This window comes from Corallococcus sp. Z5C101001, from assembly GCF_007352635.1.
In the GTDB taxonomy this organism is placed as follows: Bacteria; Myxococcota; Myxococcia; order Myxococcales; family Myxococcaceae; genus Corallococcus; species Corallococcus silvisoli.
On the sequence record NZ_VKLU01000015.1, the window covers coordinates 145125 to 166050 of the forward strand.

The 20926-nt window shown below is 71.8% G+C and carries 19 protein-coding genes and 1 tRNA gene; 11 read left to right on the plus strand and 9 right to left on the minus strand.

Features of this window, described 5'->3' with window-relative positions; translation table 11 throughout:
* The first annotated feature begins 275 nt into the window (after window positions 1-275).
* The 7 genes from FOF48_RS30255 to FOF48_RS30285 all read left to right on the plus strand — a co-directional run bounded on the left by FOF48_RS30255 (window position 276) and on the right by FOF48_RS30285 (window position 5618).
* Complete coding sequence (locus FOF48_RS30255; RefSeq protein WP_235685984.1) at window positions 276-1637, plus strand: IscS subfamily cysteine desulfurase; 1362 nt, start codon at window positions 276-278, stop codon at window positions 1635-1637.
* A gap of 122 nt (window positions 1638-1759) precedes the next feature.
* Window positions 1760-2152: a Fe-S cluster assembly scaffold IscU gene (gene iscU / locus FOF48_RS30260; RefSeq protein ID WP_120553652.1), complete on the plus strand. Its 393-nt coding sequence runs from the start codon at window positions 1760-1762 to the stop codon at window positions 2150-2152.
* 37 nt (window positions 2153-2189) lie between these two features.
* Window positions 2190-2573, plus strand: a complete 384-nt coding sequence (locus FOF48_RS30265; protein WP_143907316.1) for an iron-sulfur cluster assembly accessory protein — start codon at window positions 2190-2192, stop codon at window positions 2571-2573.
* A 116-nt stretch (window positions 2574-2689) separates the two neighbouring features.
* Complete coding sequence (gene hscB / locus FOF48_RS30270; protein WP_143907318.1) at window positions 2690-3238, plus strand: Fe-S protein assembly co-chaperone HscB; 549 nt, start codon at window positions 2690-2692, stop codon at window positions 3236-3238.
* Complete coding sequence (hscA, locus tag FOF48_RS30275) at window positions 3235-5079, plus strand: Fe-S protein assembly chaperone HscA (protein WP_143907320.1); 1845 nt, start codon at window positions 3235-3237, stop codon at window positions 5077-5079. The genes hscB and hscA overlap by 4 nt, the downstream gene beginning before the upstream one ends.
* A gap of 3 nt (window positions 5080-5082) precedes the next feature.
* A complete protein-coding gene (locus FOF48_RS30280; protein ID WP_143907322.1) occupies window positions 5083-5460 on the plus strand; it encodes a 2Fe-2S iron-sulfur cluster-binding protein in 378 nt (125 codons plus the stop codon).
* A 74-nt stretch (window positions 5461-5534) separates the two neighbouring features.
* Window positions 5535-5618, plus strand: a tRNA-Leu gene (locus FOF48_RS30285).
* Between the two features lie 69 nt (window positions 5619-5687).
* Here the strand turns inward: FOF48_RS30285 and FOF48_RS30290 are convergent.
* Both FOF48_RS30290 and FOF48_RS30295 read right to left on the minus strand, forming a co-directional pair.
* The gene (locus tag FOF48_RS30290) at window positions 5688-6770 is read right to left on the minus strand and encodes a lysylphosphatidylglycerol synthase transmembrane domain-containing protein (RefSeq protein ID WP_143907324.1); all 1083 of its coding nucleotides are present in this window, start codon (window positions 6768-6770) and stop codon (window positions 5688-5690) included.
* A gap of 19 nt (window positions 6771-6789) precedes the next feature.
* A complete protein-coding gene (locus FOF48_RS30295; protein WP_143907326.1) occupies window positions 6790-8382 on the minus strand; it encodes an alkaline phosphatase family protein in 1593 nt (530 codons plus the stop codon).
* Window positions 8383-8536: 154 nt separating this feature from the next.
* Between FOF48_RS30295 and FOF48_RS30300 the strand changes: the two genes are divergently transcribed.
* On the plus strand, window positions 8537-9712 hold the full coding sequence (locus FOF48_RS30300) for a BamA/TamA family outer membrane protein (RefSeq protein ID WP_143907328.1): 1176 nt from the start codon (window positions 8537-8539) through the stop codon (window positions 9710-9712).
* 29 nt (window positions 9713-9741) lie between these two features.
* On the opposite strand, the gene FOF48_RS30305 is transcribed toward FOF48_RS30300, so the two are convergent.
* The 5 genes from FOF48_RS30305 to fni form a co-directional block, all read right to left on the minus strand.
* Window positions 9742-10821, minus strand: a complete 1080-nt coding sequence (locus tag FOF48_RS30305; RefSeq protein ID WP_143907330.1) for a mevalonate kinase — start codon at window positions 10819-10821, stop codon at window positions 9742-9744.
* Window positions 10822-10990: 169 nt separating this feature from the next.
* The gene (gene mvaD, locus FOF48_RS30310) at window positions 10991-11977 is read right to left on the minus strand and encodes a diphosphomevalonate decarboxylase (protein WP_143907332.1); all 987 of its coding nucleotides are present in this window, start codon (window positions 11975-11977) and stop codon (window positions 10991-10993) included.
* Window positions 11974-12924 carry a mevalonate kinase gene (gene mvk, locus FOF48_RS30315; protein ID WP_143907334.1) on the minus strand — a complete coding sequence of 317 codons (951 nt, stop codon included), beginning with the start codon at window positions 12922-12924 and terminating at the stop codon, window positions 11974-11976. The genes mvaD and mvk overlap by 4 nt, the downstream gene beginning before the upstream one ends.
* A 91-nt stretch (window positions 12925-13015) precedes the next feature.
* Window positions 13016-14347 (minus strand): hydroxymethylglutaryl-CoA reductase, degradative, encoded by a 1332-nt coding sequence (locus FOF48_RS30320; protein WP_143907336.1) that lies wholly within the window; start codon window positions 14345-14347, stop codon window positions 13016-13018.
* Between the two features lie 33 nt (window positions 14348-14380).
* Window positions 14381-15439, minus strand: coding sequence for a type 2 isopentenyl-diphosphate Delta-isomerase (fni, locus tag FOF48_RS30325; RefSeq protein ID WP_143907338.1), 1059 nt, complete (start codon window positions 15437-15439; stop codon window positions 14381-14383).
* A 163-nt stretch (window positions 15440-15602) separates the two neighbouring features.
* On the opposite strand from fni, the gene FOF48_RS30330 reads away from it, so the two are divergent.
* Entirely contained in the window at window positions 15603-16010 is a 408-nt protein-coding gene (locus FOF48_RS30330) for a hypothetical protein (protein WP_255442849.1), read from the plus strand.
* 144 nt (window positions 16011-16154) lie between these two features.
* The gene (locus tag FOF48_RS30335) at window positions 16155-17111 is read left to right on the plus strand and encodes a zinc metalloprotease HtpX (RefSeq protein WP_201756530.1); all 957 of its coding nucleotides are present in this window, start codon (window positions 16155-16157) and stop codon (window positions 17109-17111) included.
* Here FOF48_RS30335 and FOF48_RS30340 read toward each other — a convergent pair.
* Window positions 17108-17959: a 2-oxo acid dehydrogenase subunit E2 gene (locus FOF48_RS30340; protein WP_143907344.1), complete on the minus strand. Its 852-nt coding sequence runs from the start codon at window positions 17957-17959 to the stop codon at window positions 17108-17110. The genes FOF48_RS30335 and FOF48_RS30340 overlap by 4 nt on opposite strands.
* Window positions 17960-18134: 175 nt before the next feature.
* Here FOF48_RS30340 and FOF48_RS30345 point away from each other — a divergent pair, with 175 nt between their 5' ends.
* A complete protein-coding gene (locus FOF48_RS30345) occupies window positions 18135-19199 on the plus strand; it encodes a cell envelope biogenesis protein TolA (RefSeq protein ID WP_143907346.1) in 1065 nt (354 codons plus the stop codon).
* Window positions 19200-19282: 83 nt separating this feature from the next.
* Here FOF48_RS30345 and FOF48_RS30350 read toward each other — a convergent pair whose 3' ends face one another.
* Window positions 19283-20800 carry a kelch repeat-containing protein gene (locus tag FOF48_RS30350; protein ID WP_143907348.1) on the minus strand — a complete coding sequence of 506 codons (1518 nt, stop codon included), beginning with the start codon at window positions 20798-20800 and terminating at the stop codon, window positions 19283-19285.
* Window positions 20801-20926: the final 126 nt, after the last annotated feature.

Here is a 20926-nt window from a genome sequence, read left to right on the forward strand (position 1 = left end):
GCGCGAAGCACCGTTTCGGATCAGCCCGCCCCAGGACGGCGCGGTCCGAGCGCGCCACTCCGGCGAGGTGTTGAACCACGACCCGGCGCGTCGCGGATGGGGGCTCCTCGCCTTATGTTCCCTTGACCCGAGGGGGGTCGATTTTATAATTGACCAGTCCGGTCCACATTCGTGTGGGCCCATGTAGACCCTGCCGCTGCGCGCGGACCCACCGCGTCGCCGGGGAGCGGAGGGATGTTCCACCCTCCCGCGTCACTTCTTCCGAGGAAGCCATGCTGAACCTGCCCATCTACATGGACAACCACGCGACCACCCCGCTCGACCCGCGGGTGCTGGAAGCGATGTTGCCCTACCTCCGCGAGGACTTTGGCAACGCGGCCAGCCGCAACCACGCGTTCGGCTGGAAGGCCGAGGCCGCGGTGGAGAAGGCGCGCCGGCAGGTGGCGGAGCTGATTGGCGCGTCGGAGAAGGAGATCGTCTTCACCTCCGGCGCCACGGAGTCCGACAACCTGGCCATCAAGGGCGTCATCGAATTCTACAAGTCCAAGGGCGACCACATCATCACCCTGAAGACGGAGCACAAGGCGGTCCTGGACACCTGCAAGCGCCTGGAGCGCGTGCGCCAGGAGCGGCTGGATGAGCTCAAGCTGCTGCGGCTGGGCCAGCTGGCGGAGCGCGACGTGTCCCCCGAGGAGCTGGCGGAGCTGTCCGCGAAGTTCAACATCGAGGCGGACGACACGTACAAGAAGTGGGCGGAGCTGCCGACGGGCGGCGCGCGCGTCACCTACCTGGACGTGGAGGCGGATGGCCGCGTGAGCCTGGAGAAGCTGGCCGCCGCGATGACGCCGAAGACGGTGCTCGTCTCCATCATGTTCGCCAACAACGAGATCGGCGTGCTCCAGCCGGTGGCGGAGATTGGCAGGCTGTGCCGGCAGCGGGGCGTGCTCTTCCACTGCGACGCGGTGCAGGGCGTGGGCAAGGTGCCCTTCGACGTGGAGGCCATGCAGGTGGACCTGGCGTCCATCAGCGCCCACAAGATGTACGGCCCCAAGGGCGTGGGCGCGCTGTACGTGCGCCGCAAGCCGCGCGTGCGCATCGCCCCCATGGTGGATGGCGGCGGCCACGAGCGCGGCATGCGCAGCGGCACGCTGAACGTGGCGTCCATCGTCGGCTTCGGCGCGGCGGCGGAGGTGGCCAGGAAGGACCTGCCCGAGGAGGCCGCGCGGCTGCTGCGCCTGCGCGAGCGGCTGCGCACCGGCATCATGGAGCAGCTGGACATGGTCACGGTGAACGGCAGCCTGGAGCACCGCATGCCGGGCAGCCTGAACCTGTCGTTCTCCTACGTGGAGGGCGAGGCGATGATGATGTCCATCAAGGACGTCGCGGTGTCGTCCGGGTCCGCGTGCACCTCCGCGTCCCTGGAGCCCTCCTACGTGCTGCGCGCCCTGGGCGTGGAGGAGGACATGGCGCACAGCTCCATCCGCTTCGGCCTGGGCCGCTTCAACACGGAGGAGGAGGTCGACTTCGTCATCCGCCTGGTGGTGGACAAAGTCCGCAAGTTGCGAGACATGAGCCCCCTGTACGAGATGGCCAAGGAAGGCATCGACCTGAAGAGCATCGAGTGGACGGCGCACTAGGCGCCCGGCTCCTCCCTGGATTTCCGGCCCGGCGGAAAGAGCCCCCGCCCGCCTGGCCGCGCATCGGTTGCCCGCGAAGCGCATCAGTTCAAGCGTTGTGGATGTGAAGGAGCGTTAGACGCATGGCTTACAGCGAGAAGGTCATCGAGCACTACGAGAACCCCCGCAACGTGGGGACGCTCGACAAGAACGACCCGAACGTCGGCACCGGCCTCGTGGGCGCGCCCGCCTGCGGTGACGTGATGCGCCTCCAGCTGAAGATCAGCGACTCGGGCGTCATCGAGGACGCGCGCTTCAAGACCTTCGGCTGTGGCTCCGCCATCGCGTCCAGCTCGCTCGTCACCGAGTGGGTGAAGGGCAAGACGGTGGATCAGGCCATGACCATCTCCAACAAGGACGTGGCCCGGGAGTTGGCGCTGCCCCCGGTGAAGATCCACTGCTCCGTGCTGGCCGAGGACGCCATCAAGGCGGCCATCGAGGATTTCAAGAAGAAGCGCGCGTCGCGTCAGGCGTAAGGCAGCGGCACGCGGTTCTTCCAGGAGTGAGGACACCATGAACGAGCAGGCCCAGACGACCCAGGCCCCTCAGACGCCTCCCAAGCCGGCCCCCAAGGGCATTGGCCTGGCGGACAGCGCGGTGGCGCGCCTCAGGGAGCTCCTGGCGGAGCGCCAGACGCCGGACGCCGGCTTGCGCATCGCCGTGAAGGGCGGCGGGTGCTCCGGCCTCCAGTACTCCATGGAGTGGTCGGAGAAGTCCCGCGAGCGCGACAAGGTCTTCGAGCGGGACGGCGTGCGCGTCTTCGTGGATCCGAAGAGCTACCTGTACCTCATCGGCACGGAGCTGGTGTTCGAGCAGACGCTGATGGCGTCCGGCTTCAAGCTGAACAATCCCAACGTGAAGGCGGCCTGCGGCTGCGGAGAGAGCTTCTCCGTCTGAGTCGCGACGCCTTGCCCGCCCGCCCCGTCGGTCAGGGAGCGGGCTTCATGGGGTCCGGCCCGGCGCCGGGCCCCATTTCGTTTTCCCCCCTGATTCGGACGAGGACTTCCCCCACCGTGAGGACCCACTTCGACGTGTTCGGGCTGCCCCGCGCCCACGCCGTGGATGTGCCGGCCCTGGAGAAGCAGTACCGGGAGCTGTCGCTCCAACTGCACCCGGACCGCGTCGCCCCCGGCAACACCCGCGAGCGGCTCCAGGCCCTGGAGGGCACCACCGCCCTCAACGAGGCCTACAAGACGCTCAAGGACCCGGTGCGCCGGGCCTTCTACCTGCTCAAGCTCCACGGCGTGGACCTGGACCGCGAGGACGCGGGCGCGCAGAAGGACATGCCCCTGGAGTTCCTGGAGGAGGTCATGACCCTGCGCGAGGAGCTGGACGACGCCATCGCGGCGAGGGACCTGCCTCGGGCCCAGGTCATGGCGAAGGACGTGGCGGTCCGCAAGGCGGCCGCGCTCCAGGAGGCCGTGGCGGCGCTCGGGACCCTGGAGGGGTCGGGTGATTCTCCGGACGGGGTGAGAAAGGCATCGCACGCGCTGGGGCGGGTGCGCTACTTCACGCGCTTCCTCGAGCAGGTGGACGCGTTCGAGGAGGAGGTGCTCGCGTGAGCAACAACGGCTATCTGCAGATCCACGACCCGCTCAAGCCGAAGGGGCACGTGGTGGGCATCGACCTGGGGACCACCCACTCGCTGGTGGCGTCCGTCACCCAGGGCAAGCCCCGCTGCGTCCCGGTGGACGAGGGCGACTCGCTGCTGCTGCCCTCCGTGGTGCACTACGGCAAGGACGGCGGCGTGGTGGTGGGCGCCCGCGCGCGCAGGCTCGCGGCCGAGGCCCCCACGGACACCATCGTGTCGGTGAAGCGCTTCATGGGCCGGGGCCCGGACGACGCGGAGACGCGCAAGCTGGGCCACTACCGCTTCGCGCCCAGCGCGCAGGTGGTCCGCTTCGACGTGGCCGGTGGCCAGCCGGTGACGCCCATCGAGGTGTCCGGCGAAATCCTGCGCGCGCTGAAGCGCCGCGCGGAGGCGCACTTCTCCGGCAAGGTGGAGCAGGCCGTCATCACCGTGCCCGCCTACTTCGACGACGCGCAGCGCCAGGCCACTCGCGACGCGGGGAAGCTCGCCGGCCTGGAGGTCCTGCGGCTGCTCAACGAGCCCACCGCGGCGGCGCTGGCCTACGGCCTGGACAAGGGCAGCCAGGGCCTGTTCGCCGTCTATGACCTGGGCGGCGGCACGTTCGACATCTCCATCCTCAAGCTGGAGGACGGCGTGTTCGAGGTGAAGTCCACCGGCGGCGACTCCGCGCTGGGAGGCGACGACTTCGACCGGGCCATCGCGGAGCGCGTGCTCCAGAAGATGGGCGTGGGCACCCCCTCCCCCGAGCAGGTCGCGGAGGTGCTGGGCTCCGCGCGCCGCGCGAAGGAGGCGCTCACCGACGCGGCGGAGGTGACGCTCACCGTCGGCGGGCATTCGCAGCCGGTGACGCGCGCGGACTTCGAGGCGTGGATCCAACCGCTCGTGGCGAAGACGGGCGCGGTGTGCCGGCGGGCCCTCAAGGACGCGGGCGCGGCGCCGGGCGAGCTGGACGGCGTCATCCTGGTGGGCGGCTCCACGCGCGTGCCCGCGGTGCGCCGCTTCGTGGCGGAGCTGTTCGGCCGCGAGCCCCTGGGCGACATCGATCCGGATCAGGTCGTCGCGCTGGGCGCGGCGGTGCAGGCCAGCCTGCTCACCGACGGCAACCGCCAGGACGAGGTGCTGCTGCTGGACGTCATCCCCCTGTCGCTGGGCCTGGAGACGATGGGCGGCATCACGGAGAAGCTCATCCCGCGCAACTCCACCATCCCCACGGCGGCGGCGCAGGTGTTCACCACGTTCAAGGACCACCAGACGGGCCTGGACGTGCACGTGGTGCAGGGCGAGCGGGAGCTGGTGCAGGACAACCGCAGCCTCGCGCGCTTCACCCTCTCCGGCATTCCCCCCCTGGCGGCCGGCATGGCCCGCGTGGAGGTGCGCTTCCAGGTGGACGCGGACGGCATCCTCTCCGTCACCGCGAAGGAGCAGAGCACCGGCGTCGCGCAGGCCATCACGGTGAAGCCCAGCCACGGCCTGTCGGAGGAGGAGATCGAGAAGATGCTCCTCGACTCCATCGACTTCGCGGAGGACGACATCCAGGCCCGCCAGCTGCGCGAGCAGCAGGTCGACGCCGAGCGCGTCCTGGCCGAAGCGGACCGCCAGCTGCGCGAGAACGCGGCCCTGCTGGAGGCCGGCGAGCCGGAGGCCATCCAGGCCGCCATGGACCGCGTGCGCGAGGCCGCGCGGGGCAAGGACTACCTGGCCGTGAAGGAGGCCCTGCACGCGCTGGATGAAGCGTCCCGGGCCTTCATCGAACGGGTCATGAACCGCGCCATCACCCAGGTGGTGTCCGGCCATTCCGTGGAGGAGTACTGAGCCGTGCCCAAGGTCACCTTCAAGAGCCCCCTGGCGGAGGTCGCCGTGGACGTGCCCCCGGGCACCACCCTGCTGGACGCCGCGGAGAAGGGCGAGGCCCAGGTGGGCCACAGCTGCGGCGGCGTGTGCGGGTGCTCCACCTGCCACGTCTGGGTCCGCAAGGGCCTGGACTCGCTGAGCGAGCAGCGGGACGACGAGATGGACCGCCTGGACATGGGCTTCGACGTGCGGCCCTACTCCCGCCTCTCCTGCCAGACGGAGGTCGGCGGCGAGGACGTCACGGTGGAGATCACCGAGGAGTCGCTGGTCGCCTTCATGGACGAGAACCCGGCCATCCGCCGGCAGCTCGAGTCCGAGGGGAAATGGCCCCTGAAGAAGTAGGGTGAAAAAGGGTGCTTGACCGGGCGGAAGAGGTTCTTTATACGTCTCGCCCGTCGCACCGCAGCGCCCCACCCGCCCAGGTGGTGGAATTGGTAGACACACTAGATTCAGGGTCTAGCGCCTGCAAGGGCATGGAGGTTCGAGTCCTCTCCTGGGCATGAAGTTAAAGAAGGGCCCCGACCACAAGTCGGGGCCCTTTTTGTTTTCCGGCCCTGCCCTTTCGCGGCTCAGGGCGGCGCGGGTTCCACGGCCTCGTGCGCCACGTGGTGCGCGGCGGCGTTGGCCAGCCGGCCGCCCTTGCGCAGGTCGCGGATCCGCAGCTTGGAGCGGTACACGGACCACGCGCCCACGGACACCAGGCTGAGCACGGTGCCCAGGTGGGTCAGCGTGGCGAAGGCGGCCGCGTCCTCAGGGTTGGCCCCCAGCGAGCGCGCCGCCCAGCTCGTCACGAAGTAGTAGATGCCCATGCCCGCGGGGACGCCCGGCAGCGCCTGCCCCAGGGAGATGGCGCCCAGGACGACGGCGCCCGCGAAGAGGCCCCCGGGGATGTGCACGCCGCGCAGCGCGAGCCCGTACGCCAGCGCGGAGGCGAACACCGGGAAGATGGAGAAGAAGAACACCTTCGCCATGCCCCTGAAGGAGCGCGCGGTGCCCAGGCCCTCGCCCACGTGGGAGAGGAAGCTGTCCACGCGGGGCAGGCTGTGGCGCTGGTGCAGCCAGCGGCCCAGCGGGGCCGCCCAGTGGGCCAGCAGCACCACCAGCGCCACCAGGCCGATGCACAGCGACAGGGCCACCTTCATCTCCCCGCGGAAGTGGGCCATCGTCTCGCCGAAGGGGCCCAGGAAGGACAGGGCCACGAGCAGCATCAGGCAGGCGAACTCCATCAGCTTGCACACGCCCACGGTGCCCAGGCCCCGGATGAAGGGCACGTGCTGCGTGCGCGACAGGAGGAAGGCCCGCGTCACCTCCCCCAGCTTCCCGGGCAGCGCGTTGTGCACGAAGACGCCAATGCCCACCAGGTGGTAGCGGTCGCGGAACGGGATGGGCCTGCGCAGCGTGGCCTGCCACTGCACCGCCCGCAGCGGCACGAGCGACGCCTGGAGCAGCAGGAAGGGCACCAGCCACACCAGGTGCCCCGGCAGGTCGTCCACGAACTTGCGCAGCGGGAAGCGCGGGATGAACAGCTCGCCCTGCCCGCTCAGGTTCCACTTGAAGAAGGCGGTGGACAGCAGCAACACGGACAGGGCGAGCCCCACCACCGCCCCCAGCACCTTGAGCCACGTGCGTCCGCCGGCATTGGGAAGCCGCATGGTCCACCCTTCCGAGGAATCAATGGAGGCTCCGGGGTGAGCCGGTGTCCAGGTACGCCTCAGCCAGCCGCTCGTGCAGCCGCGAGCAGTGGCTCAGGCCGGACAGGTCCACGGGGCCGTGCGCGGGCCACATCACCAGGCTGTCGGACTCCACGCGCGTGAGGCCCCCGTGCGAACCGAACTCCCACGCGAAGCCCACCGTGCCGCCCTTCCGGACGGCCGCGCCGAAGAGCACCAGGTCTCCCGCCGTGTCCATGCGCGGCAACCCGTGGAGGAAGTCCGCCACGGCGTGCCGGCTGTACTCGGAGGTCAGCGGCGCGCGGTCCAGGTCCGCCGGGCCGTAGACACCGCCGCCCATCACCACCACCGCCTCGGTGCCCCGGCGCATCGCCAGCATGCCGATGTCCGGATTGTCCAGGGCGCGCGCCAGCACCTCCGGGTAGCGCGACAGCAGCTCGCGCGCCTCCAGCGGCGCCGGGCGCCCGCTCAGGTAGACGTGGGCGAAGTTGCCGGCCTCCACCACCACCGGACGGAAGGGCTCGCGCACGGACGTGTCCGGCGCCGGGGGGGCCCTGCCGTCCAGCAGCCCGCGCCACACGTCGTCATGCAGCGGCGGCGTGGGGCCCTCGAAGAGCACGGCCTCCAGGCGCCGGCCCTGGCGCTGCTCCAGGGGCAGGCTGTCCACGTGCCCGTGGTCCGACAGGAGGATGACGTCGTAGGGCTCCGGCGCGGCGCGGGCCACGGCGAACAGCTCCGCCAGCGACGCGTCCACGCGGTGCAGCTCCGACAGCGCCAGCGCCGAGCGCGGCCCCCGGCGGTGCGCGACCTCGTCGTAGTTCCCGTACACCAGGTAGATGAGCGGCACACCGCGCACCATGTCCACCAGGGACTTGGTGTACGCGAAGCTCCAGCCCAACCGCTGGAGGAGGATGCGGCTCAGGAGGAACCCCTGCTCATGGCGCCAGTCGTTGAGCGAGCGCGCCCACTGGTTCACCTCGTGCACGGCGTGCCAGGACTCCATGCCGAGCGAACACAGGAACTCCCACGCGCCGCGAGTGCGCGCCGAGCCCAGGCCCTGCATCTCGTAGGAGAGCGAGCGCGCCATCAGCTTGAAGCTCGACAGCGTGCTCATGCACATGTGGTTGCGGGCGCCCGCGTGGAAGAGCGAGAAGTAGGTGTGGCCGCCGTGGTCCAGCAGGCTCATGCGGCCGTGCCCCCGCAGGCGCGCGTCGATGGCCATCGCGTCCGCCGGGGCATTCATCTGCACCTTGCGGCCGAGCGTCCGGTCGAACCAGCTGTAGCCCGGCAGGTTGGGGTGCTGGAGCCCGTAGAGCAGCCCTGCCTGGAAGAACGGCGTGGAGGTCGGCGCGCCCCAGAATGCGTTCTCCAGGTGATACGCGCCAGACCTGACCAGATGTGAAACAAAGGGCATCTGGCCTGAAACAATGGCTTCGTCCAGGAGGGCCTTGGGAACCCCGTCCAGATGGACGAGCAATGCGTTCCGGGGCCGACGCGCCGCCACGGGCGGAACTTTCGACCCGATCCTCCGGACCAAGCGGTTGGCCCAGTTCCGTGAATTTTCGCTGACGAGCTCGTTGAGACTTTCGCGCACGTTGACGGCTCCCCCATCCGGCAAGGCAAAATGGGCATTCAGGGGGACAGGTGCTTCCGGGGCCGTGTTGCTCTCTTGGAGGGCAGGCGGGCGGAAAGGGCATCTTGTCCCGGGCTGGAATCGACGCGCCCCCCTGGGGCTTCACGGGGTTTCGATGCTGGCTCCTGTCGTCTTCCTCTTCTTCCTGCTGCTGTCGCTCAGCGCCGTGGCGGCCGGACGGACCGCGCCCGGGCTCGTGCCCGTGAAGCAGACGCCGACGATGGATGGCATCGCCCTGCCCCTGTTGAGCTTCAGCTCGGATCAAGGCTTCGGGTACGGCGCCGTGGGCGGCATGTATCTGTACGGGCCGGGCAAGTCGCCCTATGCGCACGCCCTGGCCGCGCAGGTGTTCTTCAGCTCACGCGGCGCCATGAATCATTACCTCCGCTACGACGGCCCGCAGCTGCTGGGGCCCCTTCGGTTGGAGGCACGGCTGGAGTACCGGCAGGAGAAGAGCAGCCCCTTCTTCGGCGCGGGCAACCTGTCCGCCCCGGACTTCCGCGGCGACGTGGACGACCAGAAGTACAACTTCGACAAGGGCTCGCCGGGCCTCTGGGTGCGCCTGCGCGGCCGGCCCTTTGGTGAGAACCACCCGTTCCAGTCGTACGTGGGCTACGGCTGGCGCTACACGCGCGTGTCCCCCTACGCGACGTCCATCCTGGCGCAGGAGAAGCCCATCGGCATCGAGGGTGGGCCCAGCGGGCAGCTGCTGGCGGGCGCGCTCTGGGACACGCGCGACGACGAGTCCGACCCCACCTCCGGCGGCGTGGAGGAGGTCGCGCTGCGGGTGTCCGGCCTGGCCACCTTCAGCCGCTACCAGTACGCGGGCGTGACGCTGAGCGAGCGCCGCTACATCAAGCTCACGCCGCGGCTGGTGTTCGCGCAGCGGCTCACGCTGGACATGCTGTTCGGCGAGGTGCCGTTCTTCGAGTGGATGACGACGGGCGGCGTCAACGTCTCCGAGGGCATTGGCGGCATGAGCAGCGTGCGCGGCATCGAGCGCAACCGCTTCGCCGGCAACGTGAAGGCGTTCAGCAATTCGGAGCTGCGCTTCCAGGCGGCGCGCATGAGTGTCTTCGGCCAGCCGCTCGCGCTGGGCGCGGTGGTGTTCCTGGACCTGGGCCGCGTGTGGCACCCGGGCGTGTCGGATGGCAAGTGGCATGAGTGGCACCCGGGCATCGGCGGCGGGTTGCGCTTCTCGCGCCGCGCGGCGGTGGTGCGCATGGACTACGCGCGCTCCACCGAGACGGGCCGCCAGCGCTTCTACATCACGTTCGGTCACATGTTCTAACGGCGCGCCCGGGCGCGCGCCGCGACATTTCAGACGAGCGAATCCACCCAGCCGCGAAGCCGCGCGTCCGCCTGCGCCTCGCCGCGCACGCCCTGCTCCACGTCCAGCGTCAGCGTGAGGAAGCCGCGCGACTCCAGGCCCTGGCGCAGCGCGTCCCGCGCCTGCGCGTCCGGGGCGAAGAGGATGCAGCCGTCGCCACCGCCCGCGCCGGACAGCTTGCCCGCGCAGCCGTAGGACGCCGCGAGCGCCAGCACCCGGCGCATGCCCTCGGTCTCCAGCGGGCCCAGTTCCAGGAGCAGCGCGTGCTGGGCCTTCACGGCGTCGCTGAAGGCGCGGAAGTCGCCGCCGCCCAGGCCGTCCTCGATGGCGTGGCCGAGCGCGTCCGAGCGCTCCACGAAGGCCGCGCGGCCCGCCTCCGCGAGCCGTGCCTCCACCTGGGCGATGAGCAGCTTGGTGGACGCGCTCTCACCCGTGAAGGCGTAGAGCATGGCCACGCGAGGCACGGGCATGCGCCAGAGGTCCACCGGCGGAGACTCCGCGAGCGCGGCGTTGAAGCGGCCGGTGTTGGCGGCGTCCGCGAGCGCGGTGACGTCATAGCGGCGGTAGCGCGCGAGTCCGCCCGCGAAGCTGGCCGCCACGTCACCGCCGCTGCCCTTGCCGCCCTGCCCCAGCGTGTGCGCGACGAGCGCGAGCTTCAGCACGTCGAACTTCTCTTCCAGCACGAAGCGCGCGGCCTCCGCGGCGAGCACCGTCGCGGAGGCGCTGCCGCCGATGCCCAGCTTGTGGCCGCCCGGGCCCAGCGCGCCCGGCGCCACCGCGACGTCGAAGCCCACGCTCGCGCGGCCGTGCGCGCGCAGGGCTTCATCCAGGGTGCGGGCGACGAACGAGAAGCCGGCGGGCACCTCGCGCTCCCACTTCACGCCCCGGGGCGTGGTCAGGCCCTGGAGCGTGCCCTCCTCCAGGCAGATGTGGACGCGCGAGTCGTTGCGCCTGCGCACGAAGGCGGCCGTGCGGGGCGCGACCGCGGCCACCCGCGAGACGCCTCCCCACAGCACGGCGTACTCGCCGGAGACGAACAGCTTGCCCGGGGCGGAGAGCGCTCGCTCCATCAGACCGTCACCTCGGCTCCGGGCGCCCCGGAGCATCCGTCGCGCCCGGGCCACCGCCACGGGGCCGCCGCCGCGCGCTTCATCGGGACGCGACGCGCGACGCGCGCCCCCAGGCACGGCGCGTCCACGGGAGCCTCGACCCCAGCCCGGGTGCGACGCGCGAGGCCCATCAGAACAGGTGCTCCGCCAGGAGCGTCGCGTCCCCGCCGGGCACGCAGCGCACCACGTCCACGGCCCCGCAGGCGCGGGCCAGGGCCTCCGCCGCGACCTCGTGCGCCGCGTCCGTCAGCAGCACCGGGTTCGGGCCCGCGTCGAGCGTGAACCACACGGGCACGCCCTTCTTGCGCTGCTCGCGCAGGTGCTGGATGAGCCCCAGCGTCGCTGGGCTCAGGTAGCAGAGCGGGGGATCGGCCGCGAGCGAGGTGCAGTGCATCCGCCACGCGTTGCGCTCGCACAGCTCGCCCAGCGCCTCCAGGTCCTTGCTCGCGATGAGCTCCCGGGCGCGGGGCACCTCCGCCTCCGCGTCCTTCACCCACGCCGGGTAGTACGGGCTCGTCTCCACCGTGCCCTTCATCCCGTCCCGCGACTTCACCTCTTTCTCGCCGCGGTCGAGGATGGCCACCACCATGCGCAGGTCCGCCCAGTGGCCCGCGTCGAAGCGCTGCACGGCGTAGCTGTCCTCGCCGTCCGCGCGCTCGCCACGCAGCCACTCGCAGAAGCCGCCCTGCACGCTGCGGCACGCGGAGCCGCTGCCCCGGCGGGCCAGGATGCTGGAGGCCCGCGTGTCCTCCGGCAGGCCCGCCGCCGCGCGTCCCGCCACCGCCAGCGCCGCGAACCCCGCCGCGCTGCTCGCGAGCCCGGCCGCCATCGGGAAGTCCCCGCGCGACACCACCTTCGCGGGCCCCAGGTCGCGCCCCGCCTGCACGCGCACGGCGTCCAGGAGGCGCAGCACGCGGTCGCGCTCGCTGCCCTTGGCCACGTGGCCATGCAGCTCCACCGAATCCGCCGCCGCGCCGAACTCCACCGTCGTCGTCACGTGGATGGGCGCCAGCGTGAGCGACAGGCTGGACTGGTGCGGGAGGATGAGCGCGTCGTCGCGCTTCCCCCAGTACTTCACGAGGGCGATGTTGGGATGCGCCCGGACCGTTGCCTTCATGGAATGTCTCCCTGGGCCCGCGGCCCCGCGAGCTGGCTCGCGAAGCAGCGCACGCCGTCGCGAGTCAGGCGCGCGACCACGGGCTCCGGTTCGAGGAAGAGGCCGATGACCGCGCCACCGTCACCTCCCGCCCCGGTGAATTTGGCGCCCAGCGCGCCCAGACCGCGCAGCCGGTACACCATGTCCTCCAACGCGGGCGAAGACAGGCCCAGGGCGCTCAGGAGGCCCTGGTTGACGTTCATCGCGTCCCCCAGCCCCTCCAGGTCCCCCGCCTCCACCGCCTTCGACGCCTCGGTGACGAGCTTCCCCACCTGCGCGAACAGCCGGCGGTAGCGCTCCGGCCACCGCGCCTGCCGCTCGCGCAGCGCGCCCACCGTCACCTTCGTGGGGCTGCGCGCGCCCGCCAGCGCCACCACCACCGACACCGCGCGCGGGCTCTTCACCTCGCGCGCCCGGCCGGTGACGCCCGACGGCGTCTGGATCCGCCGGTAGAGGATGAGCTTCTCCTCCGCGCTCGTGGTGTGGTCCACGCCCGACGGGGTGCCGTGGAACTCCTGCTCCATCTCCCACGCCAGCAGCGCCGTCGCCTTCGGCGTGGGCACCTGCCCCGCCGCCTGCAACAGCACCCGCGCCGTGGCCACCGCCAGCGCCGCGGAGCTGCCCAGCCCCGCGGACAGGGGCAGCTGCGGCTCCAGCGTCACCTTCACCTTCGGCTCGCCCACCCGCTGGGCCGCGCGCGCGAAGGCCTTGCGCATCATGCGCTTCTGCCCGGCGTCCGCCGTCACCGGCACGTCGAGGGTGCAGGAGCGCGCCGGCACGCCGCGCGCCGTCACGCCGATGCTCAGCGGACCCGCGAGCGCGGGGTAGCCGTACACCACGCTGTGCTCACCCAGCAGGATGACCTTGCCGGCACCAAAGGCGACCAGGGGATTCTTTGCGGGAGTCATGGCACCGGGAACACACGAGGGGGCGGGCGCTTTCTCGGGCGCCCTGCCCGGCTCCGTCAAGCGCCCCGCGTCGGGTACGCGGGGCTGGACGTCAGCCGTTGGTCACCGTGGCGGCGATCACCGGGGCCTCCGGGGGCAGGTTCGCGAGGATCTCCCGCGCCTTCTCCACCTTCACGTGCCCGGCCTTCACCAGCAGGTTGGCGACCTTCTCCACGTCCCCGCCGCGCGCGCCCGCCGTCACCGCGACGCAGCGGGCGTGCATGGCCATGTGGCCCTTCTGGATGCCCACCGAGCCCAGGGCCCGGAGCGCCGCGAAGTTCTGCGCGAGGCCCACCGCCGCGAACACCATGGACAGCTCGCGCACGCCCGACACGCGCATCAGCTTGAGCGCCATCTGCACGCCCGGGTGGACCTTGATGGGGCCACCCACCGTGCCCAGCGCCAGCGGCAGCTCGATGCGGCCCACCAGGTGCCCCTCTTCCAGGTACCAGGTGGACAGCGGCCGGTACTGCCCGCCGCGGCACGCGAACGCATGCGCACCCGCCTCGATGGAGCGCCAGTCCTGGCCCGTGGCGATGGCCACCGCGTCGATGCCGTTCATCACGCCCTTGTTGTGCGTGGCGGCGCGGTACGGGTCCGCCTCCGCGAAGCGGCTGGCCTGGGCGATGCCTTCGGCGATCTCCTCGCCCGGCAGGTCGAAGTCCGCCAGCAGCGGCAGCGGGATGCGGCACGTCGCCCGCGACAGCCGGCGGTCCGCCAGGTTGGACAGGATGCGCAGGTACACGCGGCCCCCCGTCACCTGTTCGATGAGCGGCGCCACGCCCTCCGCGACGGTGTTGATGAGGTTCGCCCCCATCGCCTCCTGCGTGTCGATGAGGATGTGGACGATGAGCAGCGGCTCGCCACGCGGGCCTTCCGGCGCGGGCAACAGGCGCACCTCCACGTCCCGCGCGCCGCCGCCCCGGGCGACCATGGCCGGGTGGAAGCTGTTGGCCAGGGCGAGGATCTGCTCCTTCGCGTCCAGGATCTTCTCGGTGGCCCGGCCGGGGTCGCCGTAGTTGGACACCTGCACCTGGCCGATCATCATCGACTCGTCGGCCTCCGCGACGAACCCGCCCGCCTCGCGGACGATCTTCGACGCGAACGACACCGCGGCGACGACGGAGGGCTCCTCCACCGCCATGGGCACCAGGTAGTCGCGCCCGTTGACGTTGAGGTTGAGGCCCAGGCCCAGCGGCAGGGAGAACGTCCCCACCGCGTTCTCGATCATCTGGTTCGCCAGCGTGAGGTCCAGCGTGCCCTCGCCGCGAAGCTGCTCCAGCTCCGTCTCCGTCAGCCGGAACATCCGGCCAATCTGCGCGAGGCGCTCCTCCAGGGGCAGCTTGTGGAATCCGGCGAGCCGGGACGTCACGGTGTCAGACATTGTCTTCCTTCCCAACCTGGGATCCACGCTGCATCACAGCGCCGCCAACCAATCCTTCAACGCTCCGGACACCACGCGAGGGCGCTGCCGCAGCGCCGCGACGGTCCGGCTCCCCGTCAGGACCAGCGCCTGCCGGAGCGACGTCAGGATGACCTGGAGCGCGTCCTCCGCGCCCGCGAGCCCGCCCTGCTGCTGGGCCCGGAACAGCGGCAGCGCCATGCCCGCCAGGTCCGCGCCCAGCGCCAGCACCTTCGCCGCGTCCAACCCGCCCCGCACGCCACCGCTCGCGACGAGCCGCACGTCCGGCCCCACCGCCCCGCGCACGCTGGCGATGGCCGCCGCGGTCGGGATGCCCCAGCCGCTGAACTCCGCGCCCACCTGCGCCTGCGAGCCCGCCGCGCGAAGCTGCTCCACCCGCACCCACGACGTGCCGCCCAGCCCGGAGACGTCCACGTTGCGCACGCCCAGCTCCACCAGGCGCCGCGCCACGTCCGGACCAATGCCGCACCCGGTCTCCTTCACCAGCAGCCGGTCGCCAAAGGCCCGCGCCAGCTCCTCCACCACCCGGTAGCCGCCCCGGAAGTCCCGGTCGCCCTCGGGCTGCGTCAGCTCCTGGCCGGCGTTGAGGTGCAGCGCCATGCCGTCCGCGCCAATGGCGTCCGACAGCCGCCGCACGCCGTCCACGCCCAGCCCGATGGCCTGATAGAGGCCGATGTTGCCCAGCAGCGCCACCGTGGGCGCCACGTCCCGCACCGCGTACGACGCCGTGCGCGAGGTGTCCTCCGCCATGGCGCGCTGGCTGCCCACGCCGAAGGCCAGCCCGTGGCGCTCGGCGAGCAGCGCCAGGTCCCGGTTGACGGCACCCGCACGCTCGGTGCCACCCGTCATCCCGGTGACGAGCAGCGGCGCCTTCAGCCGCCGGCCCAGGAACGGCGTGGACAGGTCCACGTCGTCCACCGCCATCTCCGGCATGGCGCAGTGGACGAGGTGCACGTGCTCCAGCAGGGTGGAGTTCTGCGCGGGCTCCACATCGCCGGTCGCGCACAAGTCGAGGTGGGCATCCTTCCGCCTGGCTGTCGTCTCATCGCCCATGTCGCTGAATGCCACCCGCTCTGGCGCTGCAAAAAACGTGTAAGACTGGAAGGTCCTTTGGTTCCTAGCAAGCGGCGGGGCCGGGGTGCAAGCCAAAGGGCCCGGCCGGTCGCGCTCGGGGCGTGAATGGACGTGGTGGCTTCTGGACGGTATGAGCCACCGCGTGAGCGCGTCGGACAACAGGGTCGTCGTCTTCCTGCACAGTGGCGAATACGACCGGGTCCACCAGGGCTTCTCCATCGCGGCGGCGGCAGTGGCGGCCGGGCGGCGCGCGGAGGTGTACCTGTTCTGGTGGGCCCTGGAACGCTTCCTACTGGACCGCCTGGACGACCCGGACTTCACCGGCCGTGAGGACGTGGCGGACCGCTTCGAGGCCCGCCGCATGCCCTCCATCCGCGCGCTGTGGGAGCACGTGCGGGAGTCGGGGCTGGGCACGGTGGCGGGCTGTACGGGCTCGCTCGGTGCCCTGGGGAGCGAGTCGAAGGCGGGCGACAGTGGCATCGACGTGTGGCTCGGTTGGAGCGCCATCCTCCAGCGTACGGCGGGCGTGACGGATCGTTTCTACCTTTGAGGCGGACGGTGGCTGGTGCCGTGGGCCTCCGGGGCGGCTTGGACCCGCCACGTTGACGCCTCCCTGCGCCTGCTTACGTTTCGTGTGGCCCCCTCGCGGGGCGAAAGGCACGGAACGAGGACCATGGCGCAGCGTGCCCCCCAGATGACAACCCGAGGACCGGCCACCCCGGCGCTCAAGGGCGGCGGGTGGCACCGGCTGGGCAACGCATTGAAGACGACCGTGCTGCTGGCGGGACTGACGGCGCTGGTGCTCGTCATCGGTCAGCGGCTGGGCGGCGCGCAGGGGCTCGCGATGGCGGGCGTCTTCGCGGTGGTGATGAACTTCGGCTCGTACTGGTTCAGCGACCGCATCGCGCTGGCCATCCACGGCGCGCAGCCCCTGAGCTACGAACAGGCACCGTGGCTGCATGAGATGGTGGCGCGGCTGGCCGCGCGGGCGGGGATGCCGAAGCCCAAGGTCTACCTGCTGCCCACGGCGCAACCCAACGCGTTCGCCACGGGCCGCAACCCGAGCCACGCGGCGGTCGCGGTGACGGCGGGCATCATGGACATCCTGGACCGGCGGGAGCTGGAGGGCGTGCTGGCGCACGAGATTGGCCACGTTCGAAACCGGGACACGCTCATTGGCACGGTGGCGGCGACGCTCGCGGGCATCATCAGCTACGCGGCGCAGATGCTCTTCTGGTTCGGCGGCAGCATGCTCAGCCGGAGCGACGACGACGAGGGGGGCGGCATCGCGGGAGCGCTGTCCAACCTGGGCCTGCTGCTGGTGGCGCCCATCGCGGCCACGCTGCTGCAGCTGGCCGTGAGCCGCTCGCGCGAGTACGGCGCGGACGCCACCGGCGCGGAGCTGTGCGGGGACCCGGACGCGCTGGCGAGCGCGCTCCTGAAGATGGAGCGCGGCGCGGAGGCCATCCCGTATGACCGGGCTCCGGCCACGTCGCACCTGTTCATCGTCAACCCGCTGCACCATGGCGGGGTGATGTCGCTGTTCTCCACGCACCCGCCCATCCCGGAGCGCGTGCGCCGGCTGCGCGAGATGAGCGCGCGCATGGGCGGCGGGAGCCGGGCCCGCGGCGGCTGGGAGTACGCGTACTAGGGCGTGGCACCGGGAGCATCCGGCGGCGGTCCGAAGGACTCCACCGGGTGCTCCAGCATCTCGCGCAGCGTGTTGGCGATGACGCCCGCGTGGTAGCCGTCAATGAAGCGGTGGTCGAAGGACGCGTTGATGTTCATCACGCGGCCGGGCACCACCCTCCCCTCCTCCACCACCGCCACCTCCCGGATCGAACCGGGCGCGAGGAACACCGGCACGCGGGTGAAGGGCGCCAGCGGCAGGTACGCCGTGTCCAGCCCCAGCGCGCCCACGTCCACCACGACCGCGCCGCCGAACGGATCCCGGGGCAGCCCCATCCACGACGGGTCCACGTTCAGCGTGTACGTGAGGAACGACATGAGCCCGGTGAAGCGCTGCAGCAGCAGGTTCGGCACGCGCTCCAGCAGGCGGCGGCCCTGCTCCATCCGGGGGTCGCGGCCTCCGCGCGCACGCGCCACCGCGGCCTCCACCTCCAGCGCGAGCTCCCGCACGGGCTTCTGGTCCACGTCCTCGATCCGCACGGGCGTGGGGCCCGCCCCGTCCTCCTCCCGCCCGGGGAGGACCCCGCACACGGTGATGCGCTGGCGCAGGTAGATGCGCTGGTAGCGCAGGAGCGCGTTGGCGTCCGGGCACCGGCGCAGCGCTTCCCCCGTGGCCTTGAGGACCAGGTGCGTCGTGGTGAGCCGCACGCCGGTGCGCTGGCGGAAGGCCTCCAGGTATTCGAGCGCCGCGTCCATCCGCACCGTCAGCGTGCCGTAGACGGTGGGGTCGTACGCGGTCGTCCAGCTGCCGATGGCGAGCTTGCGGAAGCTCGACACGTCACGCTTCGGCTTCAGCTCCAGGTGCGCCATGCCCCCCAGCGTGCACCAGGATGGCCCTCATGGGGGACGGAAAGCAGGCGGGCGGCTGCGCCGGGCCGGCGCGGTGGGCGGGGCCCGGCGGGTCGCCTGCCAGTGAAGCCTTGACGCGCCATGTCCGGGCGGTAGGCTGCCCCGCTTTTTGCATCCTTCTGTGGAGGTCGTTCCCTTGCTGTTTGCACTCATCCTCGTATCGGTCGGGTTCGCGGTGACGCTCGGCCTGCTGCTCTTCAGAGACACGAGCGGCACCGGCGCCAACGCCGGCCGGCCCTCGCTTTCGACGTCCTCGTCGCCCTCCGTCCGGGGCGAGCTGGAATCGGAGACCAAGGCGCGCGCGAAGGCGGAATCGGAGGTCCAGCGCAAGCAGAAGGAGCTGGACGAACAGCGCGCGCAGCTCCAGGAGGTCAAGGAGCAGCTCAAGCAGGCCAAGCGCAAACTCTTCGAGCAGAAGGAAGGCGACAAGGGCTCCAACGACCTGGTGAAGGCCCGCGCCGAGGTGGAGCGCAACGCCAGCGTCCAGTTGGAGCAGACCCGCTCGGAGCTGGCACAGGCCCTGACGGAGAACGCCCGGCTGCGCGCGGACAGCGAGTCGCGCGGTGGCGCCCGTCGCCGTGAGGCCCCCGCCGCCGCCCCGGCGCAGACGCCCGCCGCCGCCCCCGCCGAGCAGATCGCCGCGCCCGCGAGCGAGCCCGTGGTGAGCGCGGCGGTGTCGGTGACGCCCGTCCCCGTGGCCCCGGCGGAGCCCGTGCGCCGCTACCGCGAGCTGAACGACGCGGACCGCGAGAAGATGGACCGCCTGGAGCAGGCGGCGAACAAGGACCGCGCCCGCGCCGTGGAGCTGGAGAAGGACCTGCGCCGGGTGAAGGGCCGCGCCGACACGCAGGCGCGCATCCTGGCCGTGACCAAGTCCGAGGCCGACCTGGGCAAGGACAAGTACAAGGCGCTGGAGAAGCGCCTCAACCGGACGCTGCTGGAGCGCGACCTGCTTCGCCGGGCCATCAAGGACCTGGAGAAGAAGACGGGCATGCTCGCCGAGCGCACGGAGCTGACGCCGGACGAGGTCGCCGCCAGCGACCAGCGCAGCGACGAGATGGCCCGCGTCCGCGCGGAGGCGGAGGCCCGCGCCGCCGCCCCGGCCACGCCGACCGAGTCCGCGCCCTCCGAGACGGCCGCCGCCCCGGCGTCCGCCGAGGCCGAGGCGAAGCCCTCCGAGGCCTCTTCGTCCAACGCCTGAGCCGCGCTCCCGCGTGAACCACCGAGGCCCCGCCGTCCCCTCTCCGGGACGCGGGGCCTCCGTGTTTCTCGCTCCGCCCCATTTCAGTCGCGAGGCGGGGGCATCATCACCAGGGCCTCGACGGGGGCACGGATCTCCTCGGTGCTGTCGTCCACGCCGCCCACCACCAGCACGGAGCCATCCGGGAGCGCCGAGCACGTGTGCCACGCGTGAGGCTGCGGCAGCAGCTTCAGGCCCAGCACGGTGGGCCGCGCGCCCGGATGCGGGGTGATCAACTCCGCCCAGGCCGTCGCGGACGTCGCGCCGGAGTCCGTCCCCCGCCCGCCCAGCACCATCACCCGACCGTCCGGCAGCGACACCGCGCACGGTTGGCTCCGGGGCAGCAGCGAGGGGCCGTCACTCACGGTCCTCACGTCCTCCAGGAGCTCGGAGGCCCCCACCGCCCGCGCGCCCCGGGCCGGGTCCACACCGTCGAAGCCGCCCATCAGCAACGGGCGCGGGGATTCCTCCGGCCGCCCCAGCACCGCCACGGTCGCGCCCACCCGAGGCACCCGCAGCCTTGGCGGCACGTGGGCCAGCCACTGGAGGTCCGTTCCGGCGAACCCGACGGCCAGCACCTCCGGGACAGGCCCTGCCGTGTCCGCGCCGCCCGCGACCAGGAAGGTCCTCCCGTCCTCCAGCACGGCCAGCGACGTGTCGACACGCCGCACCTCTCCGGCCACGTCGACGAAGCGACCCGAGGCCATGTCGAAGGCTTCCGCCGTGAACACCGGGCTCCCATCCGCCGTGCGTCCGCCCACCAGCAGCACGTGCCCGTCCACGTCCACCGCCGCCGCGTGCTGGTAGCGCGCCACCTTCGGCGCGAGCTCGCTCACGGTGCCCGCCCCCAGGTCCACGAAGCGCGACGTGCGCTGCAGCGACACCGGGGCGAACGACTCCGCGCCTCCCGTCAGCAGCACCTTGCCATCTGGCAGCAGCGACGCCGTGTGGAACGCCCTCGGCCCCACGTCGGGCCCGGGCAGGAACGTCCCGTCCGCCGGATCGAACACCTCCGTGGACCCAGACACCGGCCGCGCCCCATCCACCCGGGGCGCGAAGCCCCCGGCGATCAACACCCGTCCGTCCGGCAGCGTCGTGGCCGTGTGCCCGGCGCGCACCTCCGCGGGCACCGAGCACGTGCCGGGGCTCGACGCCAGGTTCACGGGCACGAAGGCCCCCAGCCGCCGCAGGAACACGCGCACCGGCGCGGCCTGCCCCTCCGCCACGTCGAAGGGCCTGGAGCGCCCCAGCGACACCAGCTGCCCGCCCTGATCCGGGGCGCCCGCGTAGGCGCGCACCTCCAGCACCCGGGCGCGACCCACCGGCAGGGCCGGCACGGCCTCCGCCATCCAGTCCACCGTCGACACCCGCTCGAGGGGCGCGTCGAGCCCCGGGCCCGTCACGCGGAAGCGCAGGTGCGTCGCGCCCTCCAGGGGCGGCGTCCCGGCGCAGGCCACCGTGATGAGGTCCAGGGAGGGACGGACCTCCTTCTGTCCGCAGGCGGGGACCAGGGCCAGGAGGGAGGCGGCCAGGAGCGTGGAGCGGACGAAGCGCGGAGCCATGGGCGGACGCTACCAGCCCCCTCCCCGGAAGGGCGGAGTCTGGACGGCCGGGCGGGGCGGAAGCAGGCGTGCCGGCGGGGATTGCGCTGTAATGCACCCGCCCCAGGACGTATGTCCTGTCCCCTC

Coding starts and splice junctions, on each gene's coding strand:
- iscU (WP_120553652.1), top strand. CDS start 1,760: ATGGCTTACAGCGAGAAGGTCATCGAGCACTACGAGAACCCCCGCAAC.
- FOF48_RS30265 (WP_143907316.1), top strand. CDS start 2,190: ATGAACGAGCAGGCCCAGACGACCCAGGCCCCTCAGACGCCTCCCAAG.
- FOF48_RS30290 (WP_143907324.1), bottom strand. CDS start 6,770: ATGCGGCTTCCCAATGCCGGCGGACGCACGTGGCTCAAGGTGCTGGGG.
- FOF48_RS30300 (WP_143907328.1), top strand. CDS start 8,537: ATGCTGGCTCCTGTCGTCTTCCTCTTCTTCCTGCTGCTGTCGCTCAGC.
- FOF48_RS30305 (WP_143907330.1), bottom strand. CDS start 10,821: ATGGAGCGAGCGCTCTCCGCCCCGGGCAAGCTGTTCGTCTCCGGCGAG.
- mvaD (WP_143907332.1), bottom strand. CDS start 11,977: ATGAAGGCAACGGTCCGGGCGCATCCCAACATCGCCCTCGTGAAGTAC.
- mvk (WP_143907334.1), bottom strand. CDS start 12,924: ATGACTCCCGCAAAGAATCCCCTGGTCGCCTTTGGTGCCGGCAAGGTC.
- FOF48_RS30320 (WP_143907336.1), bottom strand. CDS start 14,347: ATGTCTGACACCGTGACGTCCCGGCTCGCCGGATTCCACAAGCTGCCC.
- fni (WP_143907338.1), bottom strand. CDS start 15,439: ATGGGCGATGAGACGACAGCCAGGCGGAAGGATGCCCACCTCGACTTG.
- FOF48_RS30335 (WP_201756530.1), top strand. CDS start 16,155: ATGACAACCCGAGGACCGGCCACCCCGGCGCTCAAGGGCGGCGGGTGG.
- FOF48_RS30340 (WP_143907344.1), bottom strand. CDS start 17,959: ATGGCGCACCTGGAGCTGAAGCCGAAGCGTGACGTGTCGAGCTTCCGC.
- FOF48_RS30350 (WP_143907348.1), bottom strand. CDS start 20,800: ATGGCTCCGCGCTTCGTCCGCTCCACGCTCCTGGCCGCCTCCCTCCTG.